This window comes from Burkholderia sp. BCC0405 (genome assembly GCF_902833075.1).
Lineage (GTDB): Bacteria > Pseudomonadota > Gammaproteobacteria > Burkholderiales > Burkholderiaceae > Burkholderia.
The window spans coordinates 112,642-134,869 of sequence record NZ_CADFEO010000019.1; the positions used below are offsets into that span (position 1 = coordinate 112,642).

The following is a 22,228-nucleotide window of genomic DNA, read 5'->3' on the forward strand; positions in this document are numbered from 1 at the left end:
TTGTGCCGTGCCCGTCGCGCGCTCTATTCTGTTCCGTTGGCGATTCGAAGGGGGGCAGCATGGACCGAATCCAGGCAATGGAAGTTTTTACCCGCGTGGTCGACGCGAACAGCTTCACGCGGGCGGCCGACACGCTCGCGATGCCGCGCGCGTCGGTGACGACCATCATCCAGAACCTCGAGGCGCTGCTCGGCGTGCGCCTGATGCATCGCACGACGCGCAGGCTGTCGCTGACGCCGGAAGGCGCGGCGTACTACGAGCATTGCATGAAGATCATCTCGGAGATCGCGGAGGCCGACGCAAGTTTCCAGACCGGCAACCGCAAGCCGAGCGGCGTGCTGCGCGTCCACATGCCGAGTTCGCTCGGGCGGCGCGTCGTGCTGCCGTCGCTGTCGATTTTCCGCCAGCGCTACCCTGACATCACGCTCGAACTGGGGCTCTCCGATCGTTACGTGGATCCGATCGAGGAAGGCATCGACTGCATGATCCGGGTCGGGCCGCTCGAGGATTCGTCGATGGTCGCGCGGCGGATCGGGATGCTCAAGCGCGTGACCTGCGCGTCGCCCGATTACCTCGCGCGTCACGGCGAGCCGCACGAGATTGCCGATCTCGCCGAACATCATGCGGTGAATTTTCGATCGAGCCACGGCGCGCGGCCGATTCCATGGGTGTTCATGATCGACGGCAAGCCGTTCGAGGTGCGGATGAACGGGGGCGTCACGGTCAACGATTCGGATGCCTATGTGACGTGCGGGCTCGAAGGGTTCGGGATGATCCAGCCGACGCTGTTCATGGTGCTGCCGAACCTGCTCGACGGCTCGCTGGTCGAGGTGCTGCCGGACTGCAATCCGAAGCCGAAGCCGATTTCCATCGTCTATCCGCACAACCGGCATCTGTCGCAGAAGGTGCGCGTGTTCGCCGACTGGATCGCGGAGGTGTTCGAGTCGACGCCGTCGCTGGAAGGTGGGGAGAACTGGCGCGGGCGGGTGGAGGCGCAGGCGGCGAAGCTGCAGAGAGGGGCGGTGGCGGCGTGAAGTGCCGCATGGCGTGCAGCGAACGCACCGGAGGGCATGCACGTGCGTCTCGAGGCGCAGAAGCAAGGCGATGATGATGCGGCCAGGTACGGGCGCGACATGCGTCGTGCCCGGCCGCGCATGCAGATTGGCGGGTCCGCGACTCGGACGATCTGCCGTTTGACCGACGTTGCGACTTTCTCGACATATCTTCCGCTCGGCGATCCCGCCCGGAGCGGTTGAGCCCCTGACAACCCCGACAGTTATCTTTTAAACGACGGATTCGTTCAATTCGCGCAGCGGCTTTCCGCATGCGGTGGAGAGGCCGCGGCCGAGACGACAGCGGCGACAAGAAATGCTTGCGACTACCGGGGGGAACCGTGTCGAAGTCGATGACGATCGTTCGACGTCTCGCGTGCCTGTTGTGCGCGCTGGCGCTCGGTGCGTGCTCGAAAGACTGTAGCAACATCCTTTCCGGTAATCACTCGACGGCGTGCGATCTTGCGTGGGGAGCCGCGATGGTGGTCGTCACACCCTATGCGCTGGTGTCCAACACAATCGACGAGCACCGGCAAAATGTGCGCGAAGAGGAAACCTGGAAGCGGTGGAAAGCGGGCGATCCCCCGGTCGTTGCGGAATGCGTGATCGACTGCCGGTTACCGTTGCATGTGACGGCAGCGTTTATCAGCCGGTTCGGCCGAAGTAATATGCGCGTCTCGTCGCTCGGGCGGCGCGCCCGATCGGCCGTACGGATGGCGGCCGATCAGGACGGCAGTATGCCGATGCGCGGACTCAGGCATGCGTAGACGAGGCTGAAGGCGAGCAGTGCGAACAGCAGCGACGTGACGATGCGGGCGACCGTGCGTGCGCGTTCGATCCGGATGAAGAGCGTGCCGCCGACGAGCATCAGCGCCACGCCGATGTAGAAGCTGTTGGCGAAATCGCCGAGGTCGTGCTCGACGAGGCTGTCCGCGAAGCTCATGTAGTCGTAGCTCAGCAGGCGGTGCAACTGGCCGGGCGTCGACAGGTTGGCGAACGTGCCGGCGACGGACACGAGCCCGATCAGCGTGAACAGCGAGGCGATGACGATCGTGATGCGCCGCTTCATCGGTCAGCCCACGTTGTAGAACGCCTGGATCTGCGCGTTGACGAGCACGATCAGCATGACGAGGGCCCAGCCGAGCACGAGCGCAGAGCGCTTGCGGCTGCGATGGGCGTCAAGTGCAAGGCGCGCGGCCACTGCGTTGAGCGCGGCCAGCACCAGCACGTAGAAGCGGCTGGCGAACAGGTCCGCTTCGGGGATCGCGCGATCGACGTGATTGACCCAGTGATAGGTGATCGGTTTGAGGGCGAGGCCTTCGCCGATCACGGTGGGGGCGAGCAGGCGGGAGAGCGTCGGAGCACCGGCGCCGGCATAGCAAAGCACGACGACTCCCAGTGCGAGGGCGGTGGTGCGCCATGTCTTGTCGGGAGTGGTCGGGATCATCGGGTGACGTCGGCCGTGCGCTGGACGGTGTCATTGTGCCTGCGAAGCAGGGCCGGTGTTGATGCACGACTGAGGTGGCGCGAAGGTTGGCTCGTGAAAGCGGAACCGGCGCATCGGACGATGCAAATGAAAAAGCCGCTGTTTCTTTCGAAACAGCGGCTCTCGCATCTGGTGGCGAATCAGGGATTCGAACCCCGGACCTGCGGATTATGATTCCGTCGCTCTAACCGACTGAGCTAATTCGCCGAAGAATTGAATTATGTAGATCGACGGCCGGGCTGTCAACACCTTTTTTCATCTTCCGCGAAAAAAGTGCCGGCGACCCGTGCCGGCCTGGTCGCGGGGCGGGTTGCCGTTCACCGGAACCCGCCCGCTCCTCGCCGTCAATCCTGCGCGTAGATGTTCGAGTCTTTCGTCTCCTTGACGAACAGCAGGCCGATCACGAATGTCGCCAGCGCGATCACGATCGGATACCAGAGGCCTGAATAGATGTCGCCCTTCGCGGCGACGATCGCGAACGCGGTTGCCGGCAGGAAGCCGCCGAACCAGCCGTTGCCGATGTGATAGGGCAGCGACATCGACGTGTAGCGGATCCGCGTCGGGAACATCTCGACCAGCATCGCGGCGATCGGGCCGTAGACCATCGTCACGTAGATCACGAGGATCGTCAGGATCACGATCGTCATCGGCCAGTTGAGCTGCGCCGGGTCCGCCTTCGCCGGATAGCCGGCCGCCTTCAGCGTCGACGCGAGCGTCTTGTCGAACGCCGCGCCCTGCGTCTTCGCGTCGGCTGCCTTGCCCTCATAGGCCGGGATCACCGTGTCGCCCACCTTGATCTCGGCCATCGCGCCGGCCGGTGCCGCGACGTTCTCGTAGTTCAGGCCGGCCTTCGCGAGCGCGCTCTTCGCGATGTCGCACGAGTTCGTGAACTTCGACGTGCCCACCGGGTTGAACTGGAACGAGCAAGCGGCCGGATCGGCGACGACCGAGATCGGCGCCTTCTGCGTCGCGAGTTCGAGCTGCGGGTTCGCGTAGTGCGTGAGCGCCTTGAACAGCGGGAAGTAGGTCAGCGCCGCGATCAGGCAGCCCGCGAGGATGATCGGCTTGCGGCCGATCTTGTCCGACAGCGAACCGAAGAACAGGAAGAACGGCGTGCCGATCAGGAGCGCGATCGCGATCAGGATGTTCGCGCTCGCACCGTCCACCTTCAGCGTCTGCGTCAGGAAGAACAGTGCGTAGAACTGGCCCGTGTACCACACGACAGCCTGGCCGGCAGTCAGGCCGACAAGCGCGAGGATCACGATCTTCAGGTTTTTCCACTGGCCGAACGCTTCGGTCAGCGGCGCCTTCGACGTCTTGCCTTCCGCCTTGATGCGCAGGAACACCGGCGATTCGTTCAGCTGCAGCCGGATCCACACCGACACCGCGAGCAGCAGGATCGACGCGACGAACGGCACGCGCCAGCCCCAGCTGCCGAACGCTTCCTCGCCGATGAGCGTGCGCACGCCGAGGATCACGAGCAGCGACAGGAACAGGCCGAGCGTGGCGGTCGTCTGGATCCACGCGGTGTAGAAGCCGCGACGGTTGGCCGGCGCATGCTCGGCGACGTAGGTCGCCGCGCCGCCGTACTCGCCGCCGAGCGCGAGCCCCTGCAACAGCCGCATCGCGATGAAGATCACGGGCGCGGCGATGCCGATCGACGCGTAACCGGGCAGGAAGCCGACCACGAACGTCGAGATACCCATGATCACGATCGTCACGAGGAACGTGTGCTTGCGGCCGACGAGGTCGCCGAGGCGGCCGAACACGATCGCGCCGAACGGCCGCACCGCGAAGCCGGCGGCGAAGCCGAGCAGCGTGAAGATGAAGGCGGCGGTCGGATTGACGCCGGAGAAGAAGCTCTTGCTGATGTAGGCCGCGAGCGAGCCGGCCAGGTAAAAGTCGTACCACTCGAACACGGTGCCGAGCGACGACGCGAAGATCACCTTCTTCTCCTCGCCCGTCATCGGCGCGTGCGAAATTTGCCCGCCTAACGTTGCCATGAGTCGTCTCCAAGTCCCTTGATATAGATATGCGGCCGCCTCGGGTGGGCGGGCCTGTCGAGGATTATTGGTACGGAAACTTACGGCCGACTGACTCGCGCGTGCAAAAAGACCGCGCGTCAACCTGCGTCAAATTGATTGCATTGCACGCCTATCATGCCTTGAAGTTCAGATAACGTCCTGTAAATCGCCGATCTTCGTGCAATCGCGGCGTGCCGGGGCGGCGCGCGTCAGGGTTAATCCGGGGCGGTTTCGGTCAGCGGCAGGCTGACGCGCACGAGCGTGCCGGCGAGGCGCGGTGCGTGCTGGTAGACGTGATCGTCGAGCGTCAGCGTGCCGCCGTGCTGGGTGGCGATCTCGCGCACGATCGCGAGCCCGAGGCCGCTGCCGTCGCCTTCGCGGCCGAGGATCCGGTAGAAGCGCTCGACGACGCGCTCGCGCTCGGCGGCCGGGATACCCGGCCCCGTGTCCTCGACTTCGAGATGCACGCGCCGCGCCGCGGGCTCGGCGCGCACGCGCACCGTGATGCGGCCGCCGTCGGGCGTGTAGCGGATCGCGTTGTCGATCAGGTTGCCGAGCATCTCGCGCAGCATCACCGGATTGCCGTCGACGTCGAGCGGCGTGTCGTCCGGCGGGCCTTCATAGCCGAGATCCATCCGTTTCGCGAGCGCGGCCTGTACCCAGTCGCGCACTGCGCGCCGCGCGAGCGTGGCGATCTCGACCGGCTCGAACGTCAGCCCGCTCGCGCGGTTCTCGGCGCGCGCAAGGGCGAGCAACTGGGTGACGAGCCGCGCGGCCTGCTCGGAGCTCGTCGCGATCTGCTCGAGCGAGCGTTGCACGTCGGGCGGGACGGGGTGGCGCAGCGCGAACTCGGCCTGCGTGCGCAGGCCCGCGAGCGGTGTCTTCATCTGGTGGGCGGCGTCGGCGATGAAGCGCTTTTGCAGCGCCATGTTCTGTTCGAGACGGGCGAGCAGGTCGTTGAACGACGTGACGAGCGGCTCGATCTCGGGCGGCGCGCGTTGCGCCTCGACGGGCGACAGGTCGTCGGGCCGCCGCGCGCGGATGTGCGCCTGCAGCGCGTTGAGCGGCGCGAGCCCGCGCGACAGGCCGAACCAGACCAGCAGGATCGCGAGCGGCAGGATCACGAACTGCGGCAGGATCACGCCCTTGATGATGTCGTTCGCGAGCGCGTTGCGCTTGTCCAGCGTTTCGCCGACCTGTACGAGCACGGGCTGCGGGTTGCCCGATTGCGGCAGCGCGACCGTCGTATAGGCGACGCGCACGTCGTTGCCGCGCAGCAGGTCGTCGCGAAACATGACGACGCCTGGCGGCGGGCGGTCCTCGTCGCGCGGCAGCGGCATGTCGGCTTCGCCCGCGACCAGCTCGCCGCGTGTGCCGAGCACCTGGAAGTAAACGCTGTCGACGTTGTCCGCGCGCAGGAAATCACGCGTCTGCTCCGGCAGCGTCAGCTCGGCGACGCCGTTCACCGGATGGATCTGCCGCGCGAGCACGTACGCGTTGGTCTCGAGCGCGCGATCGAACGGGCCGTTCGCGATCGTCTTCGCGACGAGATAGGTGACGGCGATGCTCATCGGCCACAGCAGCAGCAGCGGCGCGAGCATCCAGTCGAGGATCTCGCCGAACAGCGAGCGCGGGCGCGGCGCCTCGGGCGTATCGGTTTCGTCGGGCGGCGCGAACGGGTTCTCGTAGCGCGCGTCGCGCGCCTCGTCGGCGGCCGACGACGGCGCGCCGGTCGGGTGGCGGGTAGGGGCCGGCGTGGCCATCGCGGCGACGCCCGGTTTCAGCGCAGCGGCGTGCCGGCCGCCGCGGGCTGGGGCGCTGCCGTGTCGGCCGGCGCGGCGGGCGCGACCTTCTCGAGGCAATAGCCGAGACCGCGCACGGTCGAGATCCGCACGCCGCTGGGTTCGATCTTCTTGCGCAGCCGGTGCACGTAGACTTCGATCGCGTTGTTGCTGACTTCCTCGCCCCATTCGCAGAGATGGTCGACGAGCTGCTCCTTCGACACGAGCCGGCCGATCCGCTGCAGCAGTACCTCGAGCAGGCCGAGCTCGCGCGCGGAGAGGTCGAGCACGTGATCGTTCGCATACGCGATGCGGCCGACCTGGTCGAATGCGAGCGAGCCGTGGCGCACGACGGTCGGGCCGCCGCCCGCGCCGCGCCGGGTCAGCGCGCGCACGCGCGCCTCGAGCTCGTTGAGCGCGAACGGCTTGGCCATGTAGTCGTCGGCGCCGAGGTCGAGCCCCTTCACGCGCTCGTCGACGCTGTCGGCGGCCGTCAGGATCAGCACGGGAAGGTTGGAATTGCGGGCGCGCAGGCGCTTGAGGACGTCGAGCCCGGACATTTTCGGGAGCCCGAGATCGAGGATCAGCAGGTCGAACGTCTGCATCGACAGCGCGGTATCGGCGTCGACGCCGCTCTTCACGTGGTCGACCGCATAGCCCGATTGGCGGAGTGACCGGGTGAGGCCGTCCGCGAGTATGCTGTCGTCTTCCGCGATGAGAATTCGCATGGTGCTGACCGATGGCCGGCAGGGCGTTCGCGCCGGCCGGCTGTCTCCGAAGTTATTCGTGTACAACGCCGCCTGCATTGCGGGCTTGCACAAAACACTGTTTTTTTATACAGTGTCTGCATTCGTGGGCAGCGCTTGAAAGCGGGCGCGCCTCTGACAGACGCTGCTCATCATAGCAAAGGACGATTCATGGAAGATAGCAAGAAGGGCTCCGGGATGACCGCCGAGAAGAGCAAGGCGCTGGCCGCCGCACTCGCGCAGATCGAGAAGCAGTTCGGCAAAGGGTCGATCATGCGGATGGGCGACGGCGAGGCGGCGGAGGACATCCAGGTCGTCTCCACGGGTTCGCTGGGGCTCGACATCGCGCTCGGCGTCGGCGGCCTGCCGCGCGGCCGGGTGGTCGAGATCTACGGCCCGGAATCGTCCGGTAAAACCACGCTCACGCTGCAGGTGATCGCCGAGCTGCAGAAGCTGGGCGGCACGGCCGCGTTCATCGATGCCGAGCACGCGCTCGACGTCCAGTACGCGTCGAAGCTCGGCGTGAACGTGCCGGAGCTGCTGATCTCGCAGCCGGACACCGGCGAGCAGGCGCTGGAAATCACCGATGCGCTGGTGCGCTCGGGCTCGATCGACATGATCGTCATCGACTCGGTCGCGGCGCTCGTGCCGAAGGCCGAAATCGAAGGCGAGATGGGCGATTCGCTGCCGGGCCTGCAGGCCCGCCTGATGTCGCAGGCGCTGCGCAAGCTGACCGGCACGATCAAGCGCACGAACTGCCTGGTGATCTTCATCAACCAGATCCGTATGAAGATCGGCGTGATGTTCGGCAACCCGGAAACCACGACGGGCGGTAATGCGCTGAAGTTCTATGCGTCGGTGCGTCTCGACATCCGCCGGATCGGCTCGATCAAGAAGAACGACGAGGTGATCGGCAACGAAACCCGCGTGAAGGTTGTCAAGAACAAGGTGTCGCCGCCGTTCCGCGAAGCGATCTTCGACATCCTGTACGGCGAGGGCATCTCGCGTCAGGGCGAGATCATCGATCTCGGCGTGCAGGCGAAGATCGTCGACAAGGCAGGCGCCTGGTACAGCTACAACGGCGAGAAGATCGGCCAGGGCAAGGACAACGCGCGTGAATTCCTGCGCGAGAATCCGGAAATCGCACGCGAGATCGAGAACCGTATTCGCGAATCGCTCGGCGTCGTTGCCATGCCCGATGGCGCAGTCAACGAAGCCGAGGCGGTGGACGAAGAAGAGTGATGGTCGGGCGCCGGGGGCAGGCTGGCGAGCCGGAGGAGAGCGACGCGCGCGGAACAGCGGGTCGCTCCGGCCAGCGAGCCGGATCCTCGGGCGCCGATCGGCGGGGCGCTAGCAGTAATGCCGCGAACCGCACCGCGACGAGGGCATCCGACGATGCTCTCGTTTCGTTTGAGATTGCCGCACCGGACGATCCGTTCGACGACGATGAATCGTTCGACGCGCACGACCGCTCCCGTCGTCGTGTTTCCGGTGTCAGCTTCCCGGGCGATCGCGCAGCCGATGCGGCGGCGCTGGCCAGGGAAGATGTCTATACGCGCAGCAGCCAACATCCGCGCCGCACGCGTCGCGCGTCGGGTGCTTCTTCCGGTACCTCGTCAGGTGACGCTCCGGGCGCTGCCGCGCGCAAGTCGTCGAAGCCTCAGCGATCGTTGAAGGGCCGCGCGCTCGGCTATCTGTCCCGCCGCGAATACAGTCGCGCGGAACTCGCGCGCAAGCTCGCGCCCTACGTCGGCGAAGACGAATCCGTCGACCCGGTGCTCGACGCGCTGGAAAAGGAAGGCTGGCTGTCCGACGCGCGCTTTGCCGAGAGTCTCGTGCATCGTCGTGCGTCGCGTGTCGGCGCCGCGCGCATCGTCAGCGAACTGAAGCGTCATGCGGTCGGCGATACGCTCGTCGAGGAGGTGAACGCCCAGCTTCGCGAGACCGAATGGGCGCGCGCGCAGGCAGTTTGGCGCAAGAAATTCGGTGCACTGCCGCAAACGCCGGCCGAGCGTGCGAAGCAGGCGCGCTTTCTCGCCGCGCGCGGCTTCTCGAGTGCGACCATCGTGAAGTTGCTGAAGGTCGGCGACGATTTCCCGATCGACGACTGACCGCGCCGATCGCGCGCATGTCGCGCGATTTTGCTGCAACGCAACCACTTCCGGACAGGCGGGAATACCCGCCGTCGCGTCAAGCTGTCTCAAATACCCGATATGCTAAAATCCGTGGGTTTTCCTCTTCGGCCTCAACCTCCAGCATGCCGCTATCCGAGCCCGTGCCCCGTCAGTTGCGACATCAACGCGCAATCCGAGCGGAAGCTTACGAGCGCGGCGACGGCTTGTGGGACATCGAAGCCTGCCTGACCGACCACAAGCCGCGCGATGTCGCGCTTGCGTCGGGCATCCGGCCCCAGGGCCTGCCGATCCACGAACTCTGGCTGCGCGTGACTATCGATCGTGACCTCAATGTCGTCGACGCCGAAGCGTCTTCGGAATGGGTTCCCTATCCCGGTCACTGTCAATCCGCCTCTCCCGCCTATCGGGCCCTTATCGGGCTCAATCTCTTTCGCAATTTCCGCCGCAACGCGAACCGGCTGCTCGCTGGCGTCGCAGGCTGCTCCCATCTCACCGAACTATGCGCCGTGCTGCCGACGGCAGCGATCCAGGCGTTCGCCGGTGATGTGTGGAACGTGCGCGAGGAGGGGGGCGAAGGGCCGGATCATGGCGGCGTGCACGACGAAGCGCCTTTCCAGCTCGGCCGCTGCCGGGCGTTGCGGTTCGACGGCGAGGTCGTGCGGCAGTACTACCCGCGCTGGTATGGCGCGAGCCGGCCGGACGTGCCCGGTGAAGGCAGCACGAAGGAATGAACGGAAATCATTCGAAGAAGCGTCTAAAGCGACTTTTCATCCAACTCTCAGACTGAAGGGAATCACGCATGAAGATTCACGAGTACCAGGGTAAGGAAATCCTGCGGAAATTCGGAGTCGCGGTACCGCGCGGCAAGCCGGCGTTCTCGGTTGACGAGGCCGTCAAGGTGGCAGAAGAGCTCGGCGGCCCGGTATGGGTCGTGAAGGCTCAGATTCACGCGGGTGGCCGTGGCAAGGGCGGCGGCGTGAAGGTGGCGAAGTCGATCGAGCAGGTTCGCGAATACGCGAACCAGATCCTCGGCATGCAGCTCGTCACGCACCAGACCGGTCCGGAAGGCCAGAAGGTCAACCGCCTGATGATCGAAGAAGGCGCCGACATCAAGCAGGAACTGTATGTCAGCCTCGTCGTCGATCGCGTGTCGCAAAAGATCGTTCTGATGGGTTCGAGCGAAGGCGGCATGGACATCGAAGAAGTCGCCGAAAAGCACCCGGAACTGATCCACAAGGTCATCGTCGAGCCGTCGACGGGCCTGCTCGACGCGCAAGCCGACGACCTCGCCGCGAAGATCGGCGTGCCGGCCGCATCGATTCCGCAAGCACGCGCGATCCTGCAAGGCCTGTACAAGGCATTCTGGGAAACCGACGCATCGCTGGCTGAAATCAACCCGCTGAACGTCTCCGGCGACGGCAAGGTCATCGCACTCGACGCGAAGTTCAACTTCGACTCGAACGCGCTGTTCCGCCACCCGGAAATCGTCGCGTACCGCGATCTGGACGAAGAAGATCCGGCTGAAATCGAAGCGTCGAAGTTCGATCTCGCGTACATCTCGCTCGACGGCAACATTGGCTGTCTCGTGAACGGCGCAGGCCTGGCGATGGCGACGATGGACACCATCAAGCTGTTCGGCGGCGAGCCGGCGAACTTCCTGGACGTCGGCGGTGGTGCGACGACCGAGAAGGTCACGGAAGCGTTCAAGCTGATGCTGAAGAACCCGGACCTGAAGGCGATCCTCGTGAACATCTTCGGCGGCATCATGCGCTGCGACGTGATCGCGGAAGGCGTGATCGCCGGTTCGAAGGCCGTGAACCTGAACGTGCCGCTCGTCGTGCGCATGAAGGGCACGAACGAGGACCTCGGCAAGAAGATGCTGGCCGATTCGGGCCTGCCGATCATCTCGGCGGACAGCATGGAAGAGGCTGCGCAGAAGGTCGTCGCGGCTGCCGCAGGCAAGTAAGCGCGCTCAATGAATAGGTATGGCGGCGCGGTTTGCACGCGACGCCAATCGCACAGAGGTCAAAATACATGTCGATTCTGATCAACAAGGACACGAAGGTCATCACGCAGGGCATTACCGGCAAAACCGGTCAGTTCCATACGCGCGCCTGCCGTGAATACGCAAACGGCCGCGAAGCATTCGTCGCGGGCGTGAACCCGAAGAAGGCCGGCGAAGACTTCGAAGGCATTCCGATCTACGCAAGCGTCAAGGAAGCGAAGGCGGAAACCGGCGCGACCGTGTCGGTCATCTACGTTCCGCCGGCAGGCGCGGCGGCTGCGATCTGGGAAGCGGTCGAAGCCGATCTGGATCTCGCGATCTGCATCACGGAAGGCATTCCCGTGCGCGACATGATCGAAGTGAAGGACCGCATGCGCCGTGAAGGCCGCAAGACGCTGCTGCTCGGGCCGAACTGCCCGGGCACGATCACGCCGGACGAACTGAAGATCGGCATCATGCCGGGTCACATCCACCGCAAGGGCCGCATCGGCGTCGTGTCGCGTTCGGGCACGCTGACGTATGAAGCCGTTGCTCAGCTGACGGCACTCGGCCTCGGCCAGTCGTCGGCGGTCGGTATCGGCGGCGACCCGATCAACGGCCTGAAGCACATCGACGTGATGAAGATGTTCAACGACGATCCGGATACGGACGCAGTCGTGATGATCGGCGAAATCGGTGGTCCGGACGAAGCCAATGCGGCGGAGTGGATCAAGGACAACATGAAGAAGCCGGTCGTCGGCTTCATCGCCGGCGTCACGGCGCCTCCGGGCAAGCGCATGGGCCACGCCGGCGCGCTGATCTCGGGCGGTGCGGATACGGCCGAAGCGAAGCTGGAAATCATGGAAGCGTGCGGCATCACCGTCACGCGCAACCCGTCGGAAATGGGCCGTCTGCTGAAGAAGGCGCTGTAATATTTCCACCTGGGTTCGTCCTGCAGAAAACGCCGGCTTTGCCGGCGTTTTTTGTTATGCTCGCGCAATGAATTCGTAAGCACCGGGCATGCATCGCGCATGTGCCGGCGATGAACCGGGTCGCCTGCGGGCGGCCGCCGTCCTGCCCGTCACGCCATGCTCGAATTCCTGACGTCGCTGCACTGGGGCGCCGTCCTCCAGATTGTCATCATCGATATCCTGCTCGGCGGCGACAACGCGGTCGTGATCGCGCTCGCATGCCGCAACCTGCCCGCGAACCAGAGGCTGCGCGGAGTCATCTGGGGCACCGCGGGGGCGATTCTGCTGCGCGTCGCGCTGATCACGTTCGCGGTTGCAATGCTCGACGTGCCGTTCCTGAAGCTCGGTGGCGGGTTGCTGCTGTTGTGGATCGGCATCAAGCTGATGGCGCCGGCCGCCGACGCGCACGACGACATCAAGCCGGCCAGCCGGCTGTGGGACGCCGTGAAGACGATCGTGATCGCCGACGCGGTGATGAGCCTCGACAACGTGATCGCGATCGCGGGCGCGGCCGAACAGGCCGACCCGTCGCACCGGATCGCGCTCGTGATCTTCGGGCTCGTCGTCAGCGTGCCGATCATCGTGTGGGGCAGCACGCTGGTGCTGAAGCTGCTCGATCGTTTCCCGATCGTCGTGGCGCTCGGCGCCGGGCTGCTCGGCTGGATCGCGGGCGGGCTGATCGTGAATGACCCGGTAGGCGACCGCTGGCCGGTGCTCGATACGCCGGAGGTCCTCTACGGCGCGAGCATCGCGGGCGCGCTGTTCGTCGTGGCGATCGGTTACGCGCTCAGGAAGCGCCGCGACGCACCGCACGCGCACTGACATTGGCCGTCCGGCCGACTGCCGGATTCATGGCCCGCTGGCTACGATCGAGACGCCTGCCTTTATCGGCAGGCGTTTTTCGTTTCCGGAGCCTGCCATGTTCGAAGCCTTTTCCGTTTCCCTGTTCCGTCGCGTGGCCGCCGATCTGCGGCGCGCGAACCGGCCGTCGCCGCGCTGGCGGCCGGCCGGCTTCACGCTGATAGAACTGATGATCGTGCTGGCGATTGTCGGCGTGATCGCGGCCTATGCGATTCCCGCGTACCAGGATTACCTTGCGCGCTCGCGCGTCGGCGAGGGGCTCGCGCTTGCGTCGTCCGCGCGGCTTGCCGTCGCCGACAACGCCGCAAGCGGCGCGAGCCTCGACGGCGGCTACAGCCCGCCGGCCGCGACCCGCAACGTCGAATCCGTCGCGATCGACGGCGAGACTGGCCAGATCACGGTCGCCTTCACCACGCGCGTCACCGCGGCCGGCGCCAATACGCTGGTGCTCGTGCCGTCCGCGCCGGACAAGGCCGACGCGCCCACTGCGCGCGTGCCGCTCAAAAAGGGCGCGATGCAGGCGGGTGCGATTGCGTGGGAGTGCTTCGCCGCCGGCAAGAATGCGTCGTCGTTGCCGGCACCGGGGGCCGGGCCGCTGCCGGGCGACGCCGCGACGCTGCCGGCGAAATATGCGCCGGCGGAGTGCCGCGCGTAGTGATGGCGGCGGGGCTGGGCGGTGCGGGCAGCCTCCCGGCCGCCGCTTCAGCCGGCCGGGGTGGCCACGCGGTGTTGGGTCGCGGCGCGAAGGCCCCGCACAGAGGGAGGAAAGTTTTGTATAGTGCGCCGGTTGCTGACATCCGGTTCGCTCATGCCTTCTACTTTTTCCCGTTCGTTGCCGCTCGTTGCGCTGGCTGTCGCCCTGATCGTGCCGTACGCAATCACGAATCACACGTATCCGATTCCGACTTTCTATTCCGAGTTTTCCGCGCTGGTGCTGTACCTGCTGGTGGGGGTGTCCGTCGTGCTGCTCGCGCGCACGGGTCGCCCGGCCGAGCCGTTTGCGGCGCCGGCTGCGTTCGCGGCGCCGCTCGGGTTCGCCGTGGTGCTCATCGCGCAGGTCGCGCTGATCCCGCTCAAGGTGCCGTCGATGAACTGGCTGGCGGTCGGCTATCTTGCCGCCGCGCTGGTCGCGATGCAGGCCGGCTATGCGCTCGCACGCGACGGGCTGGCCGAGGCCGTGTCGCGGATCATGGCCGGCGCGCTGCTCATCGGCGGCGTGTTCGCGGTCGGAACGCAGATCGTGCAGTTGTTCCACCTCGAGTCGGCGCTGTCGCCGTTCGTCGTGATGTACAACGTCGCGGTCGATCGCCGTCCGTACGGCAACATGGCGCAGGCGAACCATCTGGCCAGCTACATCGCGTTCGCGCTCGCGGGCGCGCTGTATCTCGTGCAGGCGCGCCGGCTCGCGGTATGGGCATGGCTCGCGCTGTCGATCGTGCTGTCGGTCGGCCTTGCGCTGACGGTGTCGCGCGGGCCGTGGCTGCAGGTCGCGGTGATGGTCGTCGCGGGCTTCTGGATGGCGTGGCTCGAATCGCGCCGCGCGCCGGGCAATGCGCGCGCGTGGGTCATCCCGGTCGTGCTCGCGGCGGCGTTCATCGCGGTGAACGTCGCGGTGCGCTGGGCGAACGTCCACTACCACCTGGGTCTCGCGGAATCCGCGGCCGACCGGATGCGTGACGCGGGGCAGATCGCGCCGCGCCTCGCGCTGTGGAAGTACGGGCTCGCGATGTTCCGCGAGCATCCGCTGCTCGGCGTCGGCTGGGGCGAGTTCCCGTCCCACCAGTTCGCGCTAGTGCGCGCGCTGGGCGGCGTCGAGATCGCGAACAACTCGCACGACATCTTCATCGACCTGCTCGCGAAGTCCGGCCTCGTCGGCCTCGGCGTGCTCGTCGTTGCGCTCGTGACGTGGTTCGTGCGTGCGGTGCGTGCGCCGCAGTCGAGCATGCGCGTGTTCGGCTTCGCACTGATCGGCATCCTGCTGATGCACGCGCTGGTCGAGTATCCGCAGCAGTACATGTTCTTCCTGTTGCCCGCGATGTTCGTGATCGGGCTGCTCGAGGTGAAGCCGCTGCGCATCCTGCCGGGGCGTGCGGCGTTCGGGTTGTTCGTGGTGCTGTCGGTCGGCGGCGTACTGGCGGCGGTGCCGGTGCTGCGCGACTACCAGCGCGCGGAAGTGCTGTATTACGGTAGCGATCCGGCCGCGCAGTACCGCGATGCGCCGTCGCTGCTGTTCGGCGCGTGGGGCGAATACGGTGCGGCCACGCTGCTCCCGATTTCGGCGGATGACCTGCCGGCCAAGCTTGCCGCGCATGAGCGCGCGATCGCGCTGCTGCCCGGCGAGACGGTGCTGCGCCGCTATGCGGTGCTGCAGGCGCTGGCCGGCCGCGAGGCCGACGCGCTCGACACCGTCGCGCGCCTGCACGTGTTTGCGAAGGAGTTGAAGGACTGGCCGCAGCAACTGGCGGCGCTGTACAAGCTGTGCGACCAGCAGCCGGCGCTGAAGCCGTTCAAGGCGGCGGTCGTCGCGAAATATGGCGAAGTGCCGGCCGATGCGGCCGACGACGAGGACGACGACGATTCGGATTGATGCGCGCAGCGCTTGCCGGAACGGGGAATTCCGGCATGTGCCGCGCCGTGAGGAAGTAGCGGCGCGTGTCGGGCGTTAAAGCTCGGCGCCAACCCGCCGAATCCGGCCGCATATCGATTACCTCGCGGATCGCGTGGATTCCGGCTGAAGGCGCGGCGATTCGCGTCAACCATTGTCAAATCGCCGCCGCTCGCCGGGCCGCGCGTGCACAATGCGCGAAAACGCTCGCGTGCTGGCCGGTGGAAGGCGGGGGCCAGCGCGAACACCGGCAACACCCGGCTAGCCGGGAAGTCCGTCACGCAGGATCGCGGCCGAGCATCGAGCGGCCGTGCGGCCTTAACGGGGCGCCGGTCCGATGGCCGCGGCGCAGCGTGACGCATGCGATGCGGCCGGGCGACGTTTTCCGGTGCGCGGCGCGTGCGTCCTGAACAGTGCTGAAGAACGATATTCGACCATGTCTATTCGCTCGATCTACCTGATCTTGCCCGCCGTCGCGATGCTGTTTTCCGGCTGCGCGATGCTGTCGTCGTCGCAGGAAAGCAAGCTGACGTGCCACATTCCGCGCGCCGTCTATCCGGATACCGCGAAGCCGCTCACGCGCCCGGCGACCGTGCTCGTGCGTGCGCTGATGACGACGTCCGGGGAAGCGCAGAACGTCACCGTGACGACCAGCAGCCGCAATGCGGCTGCCGACCGCGCGGCCGTCGATGCGATGACGCACGCGACCTGCGTGCAGACGGGCGCGACCGCGAACCCGTTCCTGCTGACCCAGCCGTTCGTATTCGAGCCGCAGCGCGGCCAGTGATGCGTGGGCTACGTGTGCCGCGCGCGCTCGATGTGCGCTGCCGAGGAGTCGACGTCCGAATCGCGACGAGGGCTCCGCGGCGATCGCATCGGAACGGTCAGAACTGTCGCTTCTTGAGCGTATAGGCGACCAGCGAATACAGCGTATTCGTTTGGGTGTTGAAATATCCGCCCTGAGTCGCTTTCTCCCGGCTCGAGTTCCAGGTCTTTCCCGCGTCGCTGCTGACGAACGTGAGGTCGAGCGGCGCGCCGTTGCGGCCGGAGTCGGTTGCGTAGACGAGCAGCAATCCGTCCCGGCCGACGCTCAGGCTATCGAGCGTCAGCGTGTCGTCAAACGAATGCAACTGCTGAACCTGCTCGGGCGCGCTGTTCGTCCAGGTCGAAATGGCGCCGGCGCGCTGCCCCTTGTCGGCGGGATTGTCGAAATTGCGCGGTTCGCCGAGGCGTGACAGTGCGTAAAGCGCATAGTGATTCGACGCGACCGGTGACGAGGACAGGTTGACGATTACCTGTTCCGGCAAAACGGTATCCAGCGCGAACTCGGATTGTTCCCAGCCGAGCCGATAGACGACGCTTCCGGCGGCAGCGTGCTCGGATTTCCCGACGTGGTACGCCACGCGCAAGGTACCGTCCGGGCCGAGATCGACGCCGGCAAGGGTACGGCGAGGTTTGCCGGCCTGCGCGGCACCCGGCGGCAATTCGATTTCCCGCCACGATTGCCCGCCGTCGGCCGTGCGCCACACGTGCGGGCCCCAACCGATCGCATAGCCGCGCTGCGGATCGAGAAACAGCAGGCGATCGATGTTCCGGTCTTCGGGCCACGCGAGCTGGACCCAGTCGCGTCCGCCGTTGGACGACTTCCAGAGCTTGGTCACTTGCGGCGTCAGGCCGTCGGCAGGCGGCTGCGACTTGTAGTCCATCCAGCCGGTGCTGATGTACTCGACCGTCCAGTCCTTGGCGTGCCACCAGGCGGCGTGCTGGCCGACCTGCTTGAAATAGCGCGTCATGTCGCCGTTCACCGGGCCGCGCCAGAATTCGACCGACGTCCGGTTCAGCGTTTCGCGACTGTCGTTCATCCAGGCTTCGGCCGGTTCCGCCTTTTCCTTGTCCTTCCATTCCGCGTACGGCTTGAAGGTGATCTCCGGATCGCTGATCTTCAGCGTGATCGCTTCGTTTCCCGATATCACGAAGTCGCCTCCGCCGTACGGCGTGCTGTTCTTCATGAAATTGTTGGAAACGACTTGCCAGTCATTCGACATATATGAGTACCCGACAATCAAGACAATGAGCACGACTGCCGCACCGAGCGACAGCTTCAGGAATTTTCTCGTCATTTCATTTCGACATCAGTTTGTCGAGTGCCCGTGCAACAGGGTCGACGACATTTTTGTTGATAGCGTCACCTGTGTCTTTTGCGAATTCCACGGTATTGTCGAAATATTGCTTGCCGACACCTTTGGCGCTGTCGAATGCCTGGTAGTACGTTCTGCCATCGCCCCATTCCTGAGTGTTGGGTTGCATCAGGATGTTTTTCATATCGATCGGCCCGAGCCCGGCCAGACCGCCGTCGAGATAGGCGAGAGGATGGGTCTTGAACGCGTATGTCTTGAAGGTCTCGTCGTCCAGTTCCAGCGTGTACTGCGGTACGTTCATCACGCAGGCGCCGCTGTTCGGCTTCTTGCCCCGGATGGAAATGGTGTCGCCGCGCATGTTCTGTTGCAAACCCTGTTCCAGATAGTGCTGCAGGAACCAGCGTGCGCTGGCCAGCCACGCCTTGCCTTTGTCGCTCAATTCCGGAAGCAGGTATTTACCGTAATTCGAGCAGTAGTAGTAACCGTAGCTGACGTAGTACCCCGGCGGTTTATGCCCGCATCCGATATGGCGCATCATGAAATTGCCATGACGTGACCAGTCGGAATCGGTGCTTGCGATTTCTATCAGTTTCTCCCGCCGATGCAGCAGTTCACGGGCAACTTTCGTGTCTTTCCAAGGATCCCATGAGGTGGCGAATTTCTTGACGGTCGCCCAAATGCTCGACTTGCTGACTTTTTCAACCGTTTCCCAGTACTCGCCATGCAGCGGCCGGTAATAGTACGGACAGGTTCCGATAATGGAATCTGCCGCCGGCGTCACATGCTTGTCGCAGATGTTGATCTGCACCTTGGGCCGATTCTTGTAGTCCGTCGGGGTCAGCATCCCCGCGCCGGTGCCGAGCACCTTGTCCTGTTGTCCGTCAGCCATTCGATTTCCCTAGAAACTTGACGACGACGTCATGCGGCACGTGGCTCTGCGTGAGCCCCGTCTCACCCGCCGCGTTGGTGACGCCTTCCGAGATCAGCGTGCCGTTCGAGAACATCTGGTATCGCGTGTTCGCGACCGGAATGTCGGTGCCGGCCCAGTGCGCGATGAACGCCTGGTCGTAGTTGCCGCTCGAGTTCGGCAGCGTCGGCATGGTTTGCGACAGGTGCGTGGGGCCGCTGAACGCGTGCTGCGCGCCCTTGATGTCGATCTTGCCGGGCGCATGCACCTCGATGTTGCCGTCCGCGATGCGGATATAGGCGCCGCCGGACGTCAGCAGGATTTCCTTTGCCGCGGCACCTTCGATCGATTGCGTGACGGCGATCAGCTTCAGCGCCTTCTGGGCGGTCAGCTCGATGTTATCCGTGTGCGCCTGCACTTCGATCTTGCCCTTGCCGGCGAACAGCTTCATCCCCGCGTTCTGCGCGAACAGGCTGATCCGGTCGAGGACGCTCGCGATCAGCGACTTCCCGGCCGCGACGTGCGTGCTCTGTCCGCTGACGAGGTTGACGTGCTGGTCCGCGGCGAACTGCACCGATTGCTGTGTCGACAGCGCGATGCCGGCCGGGCTGCCAAACAGCATCACGGGTTCCTTGAACGCATTGGCGCTGCCGGTTCCGCCACCGCCGGTTCGCCCGCCCGACGCGCTGCGGCTCACACTGCTCTGCGTCGCATCGCTGAACTGCTTCAGCGCCGCGTGGCCGGGGTCGAGCGACTCGCCCTGATGCTGCGCGCTGATCCCCGACATCGATTCCATCAGGCCTTCCGCCCTGACGAGCTGCTGTTGCGTCTCCTGGACGTCGAGCGGCTGGCTTGCCGGTTGTTTCGGATGCGTGGTGACGTACAGGCCGCGGTTCGCGCGAACCGCGCCGAAGGCGTCGGAGCGCAGGTCGAACCCGCTGCCGAGGTAGCGGCCACGGTTGTTGCCCGTGTGGTCGATCAGGTAGCCGAGGTGCAGGTGCGTGTTGGCCTGGCTGCTGTACAGGTGCACGCGGTTCTGCGCGGTCGCGTCGTCGAGCACCAGCTGGTTGTAACCGACGCCTGCGTATTCCTTCGATCGGTATCCGGACAGGATGCCGTTGCTGTGCCATTGCGGGCTGGTCGCACCGTTGTACAGCTTCCCGACGACGATCGGGCGGTCGCAGTCGCCGCCGAGGAAATCGACCAGCACTTCCTCGCCGCTGCGATGGGGGTGCACGGCACCGTAGCCGTTGCCCGAATCGGATGCCGCGGCGCGCAACCAGCACGAGGCCTTCTCGTCGCCGTCGTTGAGACGATCCCAGTGGAAGCGGACCTTGATCCGGTTGAGTTCGTCGGTATGGACTTCCTCGCCTTGCGGCGCGACGACGATCGCCGACTGCAGATGCATCGGCGGCTTGGGGTGTTCGAACGGGCTGCGGAACGGCACCGTGGTGCGCTGCGCTTCGATGCTGACCTGGAAAACGCCCGCGCTGCCGTCCGGATGCCGGACATGCGGCAGGTCGGCGCCGGCGGCCTGCACGAGTTCGTCGATTTCGGCCTGCAGGCTGTGCGGGAATCCGGCCTGCCGATCGGCGACGGGCAGGTTGTTGGCGATCAGCCATGCCGTTTCGATCACGGCGAAGCGGCGCTGGGCCGCATCGTCCTTGTCGTGTTCGGGGTGATCCGCCAGCTCGAACGTGCGTCCCGCGTCCATGCGCCGGACGCCACCGATACCGTGGAAGCGCTTCGCGAACGACTCCTGCTCCTCCATCCAGATCTTCGACAGATGGTCGCCGCGAGACTGTTCGGGGTACGTGTAGGCTCCGGTGTATTCGTAGACTTCGAGTTGCTGCGGCAGGTCGCCCTGGTTCGCGATCGTCGGCAGGTGAGTCGCCTTCGGATTCGAAGCGGTGGGCGGCTGCTTGTAGTCGAACGTGCGCGTCGTGCGCGCGACGCTGCGCAGCGTGCGCGTGCCGGAGAACTGGACGAGCGTGTCGGCTTCGTCGTGTGCGCCGGCATGATGAAAGCGCAGGGTCTGTGGTGACAGCGCGGGCAGTGCGTCGATCCGGTCGACGATGACGAGCTTGTGCGACTTGCCGTCCTGCGCCTGCTCCCAGAAACCGTACAGGCCTTCCGATTCCATCAGGCGGTGCACGAAGTTCCAGTCGTCCTCGTATTGCATGCAGAACGAACGGGACGGAAGCGGCTGGTAAAGCCTGAAGTCGAAACAGCCCTGGGCCTGCCGATGCTGGTTCAGGACGTCGGCGATGATCTCGTCGGCGGACTTGTCCTGCCAGATGCGCTGGTCACGGCGGAACTTCAGGAAGTGCAGGAACGAGGCGAAGACGAGCTGGTAGTGCGTGAGCCCGCTGTCCGACCCGAGCCGGCGGGCAGCGTGCACGTACCCGTGGTGCGGCGCGTACGACTTGTCGGCCTGCTGGATCCGCAACGTCACCGGCTGCGCGATCAGCTTCTTGAGTTCGATGTCATCGGACACCGACACGGCGTCGACCGTGAACTCGAAATGCCGCCCGAGCCGGGATCGGCCCTTGACGCGATGGGGCAGGAGGACGTCAGGGCCAAGTGGCGTTTCCAGTTTGACGAGTCGTTCGTCCTGGATCGGACCGGTCAGCAGCGCGCTTCTCAATGCTTGCGAATTCATCACCCGTGCTCGCTTTTTTTGTGCTGGGTCGCACGCTCTCTCGTGCGGAATCTCGCAATTGTATGAGATAAACGACGGATATCTCGAATTTGCCCTTCAACGGCATTTCAAATTTGGTCAGATCGTCGGCCTGACGAGCAAGGCGCGCACGTCGTCCGGCCGGGCAACGGCAGGGCGTTAGCGGTTCTGGCCGGATCGACCGTCGCAGGGCCACTCAGCCCGCCGGCTCCTCCGCCTTCCAGTCCCCCGACTTCCCGCCGCGTTTCTCGCGCACGCTCACGTCGGTGATCACCATCCCCCGATCGACGGCCTTGCACATGTCGTAGACGGTCAGCAGCCCGACCTGCACGGCCGTCAGCGCCTCCATCTCGACGCCGGTCCGGCCGAACGTCTCGACCTGCACGACGCAGTGGACGCCCGGCAGCGCGTCGTCGAGTTCGAACTCGACGGCCACGCGCGTCAGTGCGAGCGGGTGGCACAGCGGGATCAGGTCGGCCGTGCGCTTGGCGCCCTGGATGGCCGCGATGCGCGCGACGCCGAGCACGTCGCCTTTCTTGGCCTTGCCGTCGCGAATCAGCGCGAACGTGGCCGGCAACATCCGGATCGTGCCGCGCGCGATCGCGATGCGTTGGGTTTCCTGCTTGCCGCCGACGTCGACCATGTGCGCATGGCCGGCGGCGTCGAAATGGGTGAGTCCTGACATGTCATGCTCCAGTGGAACGGCGTGCGCGCGCGAGCACGCCCCGCGGTCCTGCTTCGCGATCAGGCAGGGCGCCGTATCCAATCCTCGCACCCCGATCCGATCCAACGTTTCAACGGGCGCCTATCATAGCAGCGGCATTCGCGGCGCCGGGTACGCAGATGGCGCGTATGCCG

General features: G+C 65.4%; 21 protein-coding genes and 1 tRNA gene. 12 read left to right on the forward strand and 10 right to left on the reverse strand.

Annotation, left to right across the window (positions count from 1 at the left end):
• Positions 1–59 precede the first annotated feature (59 nt).
• Both HWX36_RS27360 and HWX36_RS27365 read left to right on the forward strand, forming a co-directional pair.
• Positions 60–1,034 (forward strand): LysR family transcriptional regulator, encoded by a 975-nt coding sequence (locus HWX36_RS27360; RefSeq protein WP_175956434.1) that lies wholly within the window; start codon positions 60–62, stop codon positions 1,032–1,034.
• A 371-nt stretch (positions 1,035–1,405) separates the two neighbouring features.
• The gene (locus tag HWX36_RS27365; RefSeq protein ID WP_175956436.1) at positions 1,406–1,819 is read left to right on the forward strand and encodes a hypothetical protein; all 414 of its coding nucleotides are present in this window, start codon (positions 1,406–1,408) and stop codon (positions 1,817–1,819) included.
• Here the strand turns inward: HWX36_RS27365 and HWX36_RS27370 are convergent.
• From HWX36_RS27370 to HWX36_RS27395, 6 genes are all read right to left on the reverse strand, one after another.
• Positions 1,777–2,121, reverse strand: coding sequence for a hypothetical protein (locus HWX36_RS27370; protein ID WP_175956438.1), 345 nt, complete (start codon positions 2,119–2,121; stop codon positions 1,777–1,779). The genes HWX36_RS27365 and HWX36_RS27370 overlap by 43 nt on opposite strands.
• Positions 2,122–2,124: 3 nt before the next feature.
• Entirely contained in the window at positions 2,125–2,499 is a 375-nt protein-coding gene (locus HWX36_RS27375; RefSeq protein ID WP_175956440.1) for a hypothetical protein, read from the reverse strand.
• Positions 2,500–2,668: 169 nt separating this feature from the next.
• A tRNA-Met gene (locus tag HWX36_RS27380) sits at positions 2,669–2,745 on the reverse strand.
• A 137-nt stretch (positions 2,746–2,882) separates the two neighbouring features.
• Positions 2,883–4,541, reverse strand: coding sequence for an MFS transporter (locus tag HWX36_RS27385; RefSeq protein ID WP_175956442.1), 1,659 nt, complete (start codon positions 4,539–4,541; stop codon positions 2,883–2,885).
• Positions 4,542–4,777: 236 nt separating this feature from the next.
• A complete protein-coding gene (locus tag HWX36_RS27390) occupies positions 4,778–6,325 on the reverse strand; it encodes a sensor histidine kinase (RefSeq protein ID WP_175956444.1) in 1,548 nt (515 codons plus the stop codon).
• A 17-nt stretch (positions 6,326–6,342) separates the two neighbouring features.
• Positions 6,343–7,071 (reverse strand): response regulator transcription factor, encoded by a 729-nt coding sequence (locus HWX36_RS27395; protein WP_175956447.1) that lies wholly within the window; start codon positions 7,069–7,071, stop codon positions 6,343–6,345.
• On the opposite strand from HWX36_RS27395, the gene HWX36_RS27400 reads away from it, so the two are divergent.
• The 10 genes from HWX36_RS27400 to HWX36_RS27445 all read left to right on the forward strand — a co-directional run bounded on the left by HWX36_RS27400 (position 7,070) and on the right by HWX36_RS27445 (position 16,432).
• Entirely contained in the window at positions 7,070–7,210 is a 141-nt protein-coding gene (locus HWX36_RS27400; protein WP_159068969.1) for a hypothetical protein, read from the forward strand. The genes HWX36_RS27395 and HWX36_RS27400 overlap by 2 nt on opposite strands.
• A gap of 50 nt (positions 7,211–7,260) precedes the next feature.
• Positions 7,261–8,331, forward strand: a complete 1,071-nt coding sequence (gene recA / locus HWX36_RS27405) for a recombinase RecA (protein WP_175956449.1) — start codon at positions 7,261–7,263, stop codon at positions 8,329–8,331.
• The gene (gene recX / locus HWX36_RS27410) at positions 8,331–9,200 is read left to right on the forward strand and encodes a recombination regulator RecX (protein WP_175956523.1); all 870 of its coding nucleotides are present in this window, start codon (positions 8,331–8,333) and stop codon (positions 9,198–9,200) included. Before recA ends, recX begins: the two co-directional genes overlap by 1 nt.
• Positions 9,201–9,346: 146 nt before the next feature.
• Positions 9,347–9,955: a DUF2889 domain-containing protein gene (locus HWX36_RS27415; protein WP_041492941.1), complete on the forward strand. Its 609-nt coding sequence runs from the start codon at positions 9,347–9,349 to the stop codon at positions 9,953–9,955.
• 68 nt (positions 9,956–10,023) lie between these two features.
• Positions 10,024–11,190, forward strand: coding sequence for an ADP-forming succinate--CoA ligase subunit beta (gene sucC / locus HWX36_RS27420; protein ID WP_175760170.1), 1,167 nt, complete (start codon positions 10,024–10,026; stop codon positions 11,188–11,190).
• A 68-nt stretch (positions 11,191–11,258) separates the two neighbouring features.
• Positions 11,259–12,140, forward strand: a complete 882-nt coding sequence (gene sucD / locus HWX36_RS27425) for a succinate--CoA ligase subunit alpha (protein ID WP_006477916.1) — start codon at positions 11,259–11,261, stop codon at positions 12,138–12,140.
• A 156-nt stretch (positions 12,141–12,296) separates the two neighbouring features.
• Positions 12,297–13,001 (forward strand): TerC family protein, encoded by a 705-nt coding sequence (locus HWX36_RS27430; RefSeq protein WP_175956451.1) that lies wholly within the window; start codon positions 12,297–12,299, stop codon positions 12,999–13,001.
• 97 nt (positions 13,002–13,098) lie between these two features.
• Complete coding sequence (locus HWX36_RS27435) at positions 13,099–13,695, forward strand: pilin (RefSeq protein WP_175956453.1); 597 nt, start codon at positions 13,099–13,101, stop codon at positions 13,693–13,695.
• Between the two features lie 153 nt (positions 13,696–13,848).
• Positions 13,849–15,627, forward strand: coding sequence for a Wzy polymerase domain-containing protein (locus HWX36_RS27440; RefSeq protein WP_175956455.1), 1,779 nt, complete (start codon positions 13,849–13,851; stop codon positions 15,625–15,627).
• A gap of 454 nt (positions 15,628–16,081) precedes the next feature.
• Positions 16,082–16,432, forward strand: a complete 351-nt coding sequence (locus HWX36_RS27445; RefSeq protein ID WP_175956457.1) for a TonB family protein — start codon at positions 16,082–16,084, stop codon at positions 16,430–16,432.
• A gap of 97 nt (positions 16,433–16,529) precedes the next feature.
• On the opposite strand, the gene HWX36_RS27450 is transcribed toward HWX36_RS27445, so the two are convergent.
• The 4 genes from HWX36_RS27450 to moaC form a co-directional block, all read right to left on the reverse strand.
• Positions 16,530–17,765, reverse strand: a complete 1,236-nt coding sequence (locus tag HWX36_RS27450) for a glycosyl hydrolase (protein ID WP_244136526.1) — start codon at positions 17,763–17,765, stop codon at positions 16,530–16,532.
• Position 17,766: 1 nt separating this feature from the next.
• Complete coding sequence (locus HWX36_RS27455; RefSeq protein ID WP_175956459.1) at positions 17,767–18,672, reverse strand: hypothetical protein; 906 nt, start codon at positions 18,670–18,672, stop codon at positions 17,767–17,769.
• The gene (locus tag HWX36_RS27460) at positions 18,665–21,352 is read right to left on the reverse strand and encodes a type VI secretion system tip protein VgrG (RefSeq protein ID WP_175956467.1); all 2,688 of its coding nucleotides are present in this window, start codon (positions 21,350–21,352) and stop codon (positions 18,665–18,667) included. The genes HWX36_RS27455 and HWX36_RS27460 overlap by 8 nt, the downstream gene beginning before the upstream one ends.
• Positions 21,353–21,566: 214 nt before the next feature.
• A complete protein-coding gene (gene moaC / locus HWX36_RS27465) occupies positions 21,567–22,055 on the reverse strand; it encodes a cyclic pyranopterin monophosphate synthase MoaC (protein ID WP_089456855.1) in 489 nt (162 codons plus the stop codon).
• Positions 22,056–22,228 lie beyond the last annotated feature (173 nt).

What these genes read in the sequence shown, in the direction of transcription:
- HWX36_RS27360 (WP_175956434.1), top strand. Translation starts at nt 60, where the DNA reads ATGGACCGAATCCAGGCAATGGAAGTTTTTACCCGCGTGGTCGACGCG.
- HWX36_RS27365 (WP_175956436.1), top strand. Translation starts at nt 1,406, where the DNA reads ATGACGATCGTTCGACGTCTCGCGTGCCTGTTGTGCGCGCTGGCGCTC.
- HWX36_RS27370 (WP_175956438.1), bottom strand. Translation starts at nt 2,121, where the DNA reads ATGAAGCGGCGCATCACGATCGTCATCGCCTCGCTGTTCACGCTGATC.
- HWX36_RS27375 (WP_175956440.1), bottom strand. Translation starts at nt 2,499, where the DNA reads ATGATCCCGACCACTCCCGACAAGACATGGCGCACCACCGCCCTCGCA.
- HWX36_RS27385 (WP_175956442.1), bottom strand. Translation starts at nt 4,541, where the DNA reads ATGGCAACGTTAGGCGGGCAAATTTCGCACGCGCCGATGACGGGCGAG.
- HWX36_RS27390 (WP_175956444.1), bottom strand. Translation starts at nt 6,325, where the DNA reads ATGGCCACGCCGGCCCCTACCCGCCACCCGACCGGCGCGCCGTCGTCG.
- HWX36_RS27400 (WP_159068969.1), top strand. Translation starts at nt 7,070, where the DNA reads ATGGTGCTGACCGATGGCCGGCAGGGCGTTCGCGCCGGCCGGCTGTCT.
- HWX36_RS27395 (WP_175956447.1), bottom strand. Translation starts at nt 7,071, where the DNA reads ATGCGAATTCTCATCGCGGAAGACGACAGCATACTCGCGGACGGCCTC.
- recA (WP_175956449.1), top strand. Translation starts at nt 7,261, where the DNA reads ATGGAAGATAGCAAGAAGGGCTCCGGGATGACCGCCGAGAAGAGCAAG.
- recX (WP_175956523.1), top strand. Translation starts at nt 8,331, where the DNA reads ATGGTCGGGCGCCGGGGGCAGGCTGGCGAGCCGGAGGAGAGCGACGCG.
- HWX36_RS27415 (WP_041492941.1), top strand. Translation starts at nt 9,347, where the DNA reads ATGCCGCTATCCGAGCCCGTGCCCCGTCAGTTGCGACATCAACGCGCA.
- sucC (WP_175760170.1), top strand. Translation starts at nt 10,024, where the DNA reads ATGAAGATTCACGAGTACCAGGGTAAGGAAATCCTGCGGAAATTCGGA.
- sucD (WP_006477916.1), top strand. Translation starts at nt 11,259, where the DNA reads ATGTCGATTCTGATCAACAAGGACACGAAGGTCATCACGCAGGGCATT.
- HWX36_RS27430 (WP_175956451.1), top strand. Translation starts at nt 12,297, where the DNA reads ATGCTCGAATTCCTGACGTCGCTGCACTGGGGCGCCGTCCTCCAGATT.
- HWX36_RS27435 (WP_175956453.1), top strand. Translation starts at nt 13,099, where the DNA reads ATGTTCGAAGCCTTTTCCGTTTCCCTGTTCCGTCGCGTGGCCGCCGAT.
- HWX36_RS27440 (WP_175956455.1), top strand. Translation starts at nt 13,849, where the DNA reads ATGCCTTCTACTTTTTCCCGTTCGTTGCCGCTCGTTGCGCTGGCTGTC.
- HWX36_RS27445 (WP_175956457.1), top strand. Translation starts at nt 16,082, where the DNA reads ATGTCTATTCGCTCGATCTACCTGATCTTGCCCGCCGTCGCGATGCTG.
- HWX36_RS27450 (WP_244136526.1), bottom strand. Translation starts at nt 17,765, where the DNA reads ATGACGAGAAAATTCCTGAAGCTGTCGCTCGGTGCGGCAGTCGTGCTC.
- HWX36_RS27455 (WP_175956459.1), bottom strand. Translation starts at nt 18,672, where the DNA reads ATGGCTGACGGACAACAGGACAAGGTGCTCGGCACCGGCGCGGGGATG.
- HWX36_RS27460 (WP_175956467.1), bottom strand. Translation starts at nt 21,352, where the DNA reads ATGAATTCGCAAGCATTGAGAAGCGCGCTGCTGACCGGTCCGATCCAG.
- moaC (WP_089456855.1), bottom strand. Translation starts at nt 22,055, where the DNA reads ATGTCAGGACTCACCCATTTCGACGCCGCCGGCCATGCGCACATGGTC.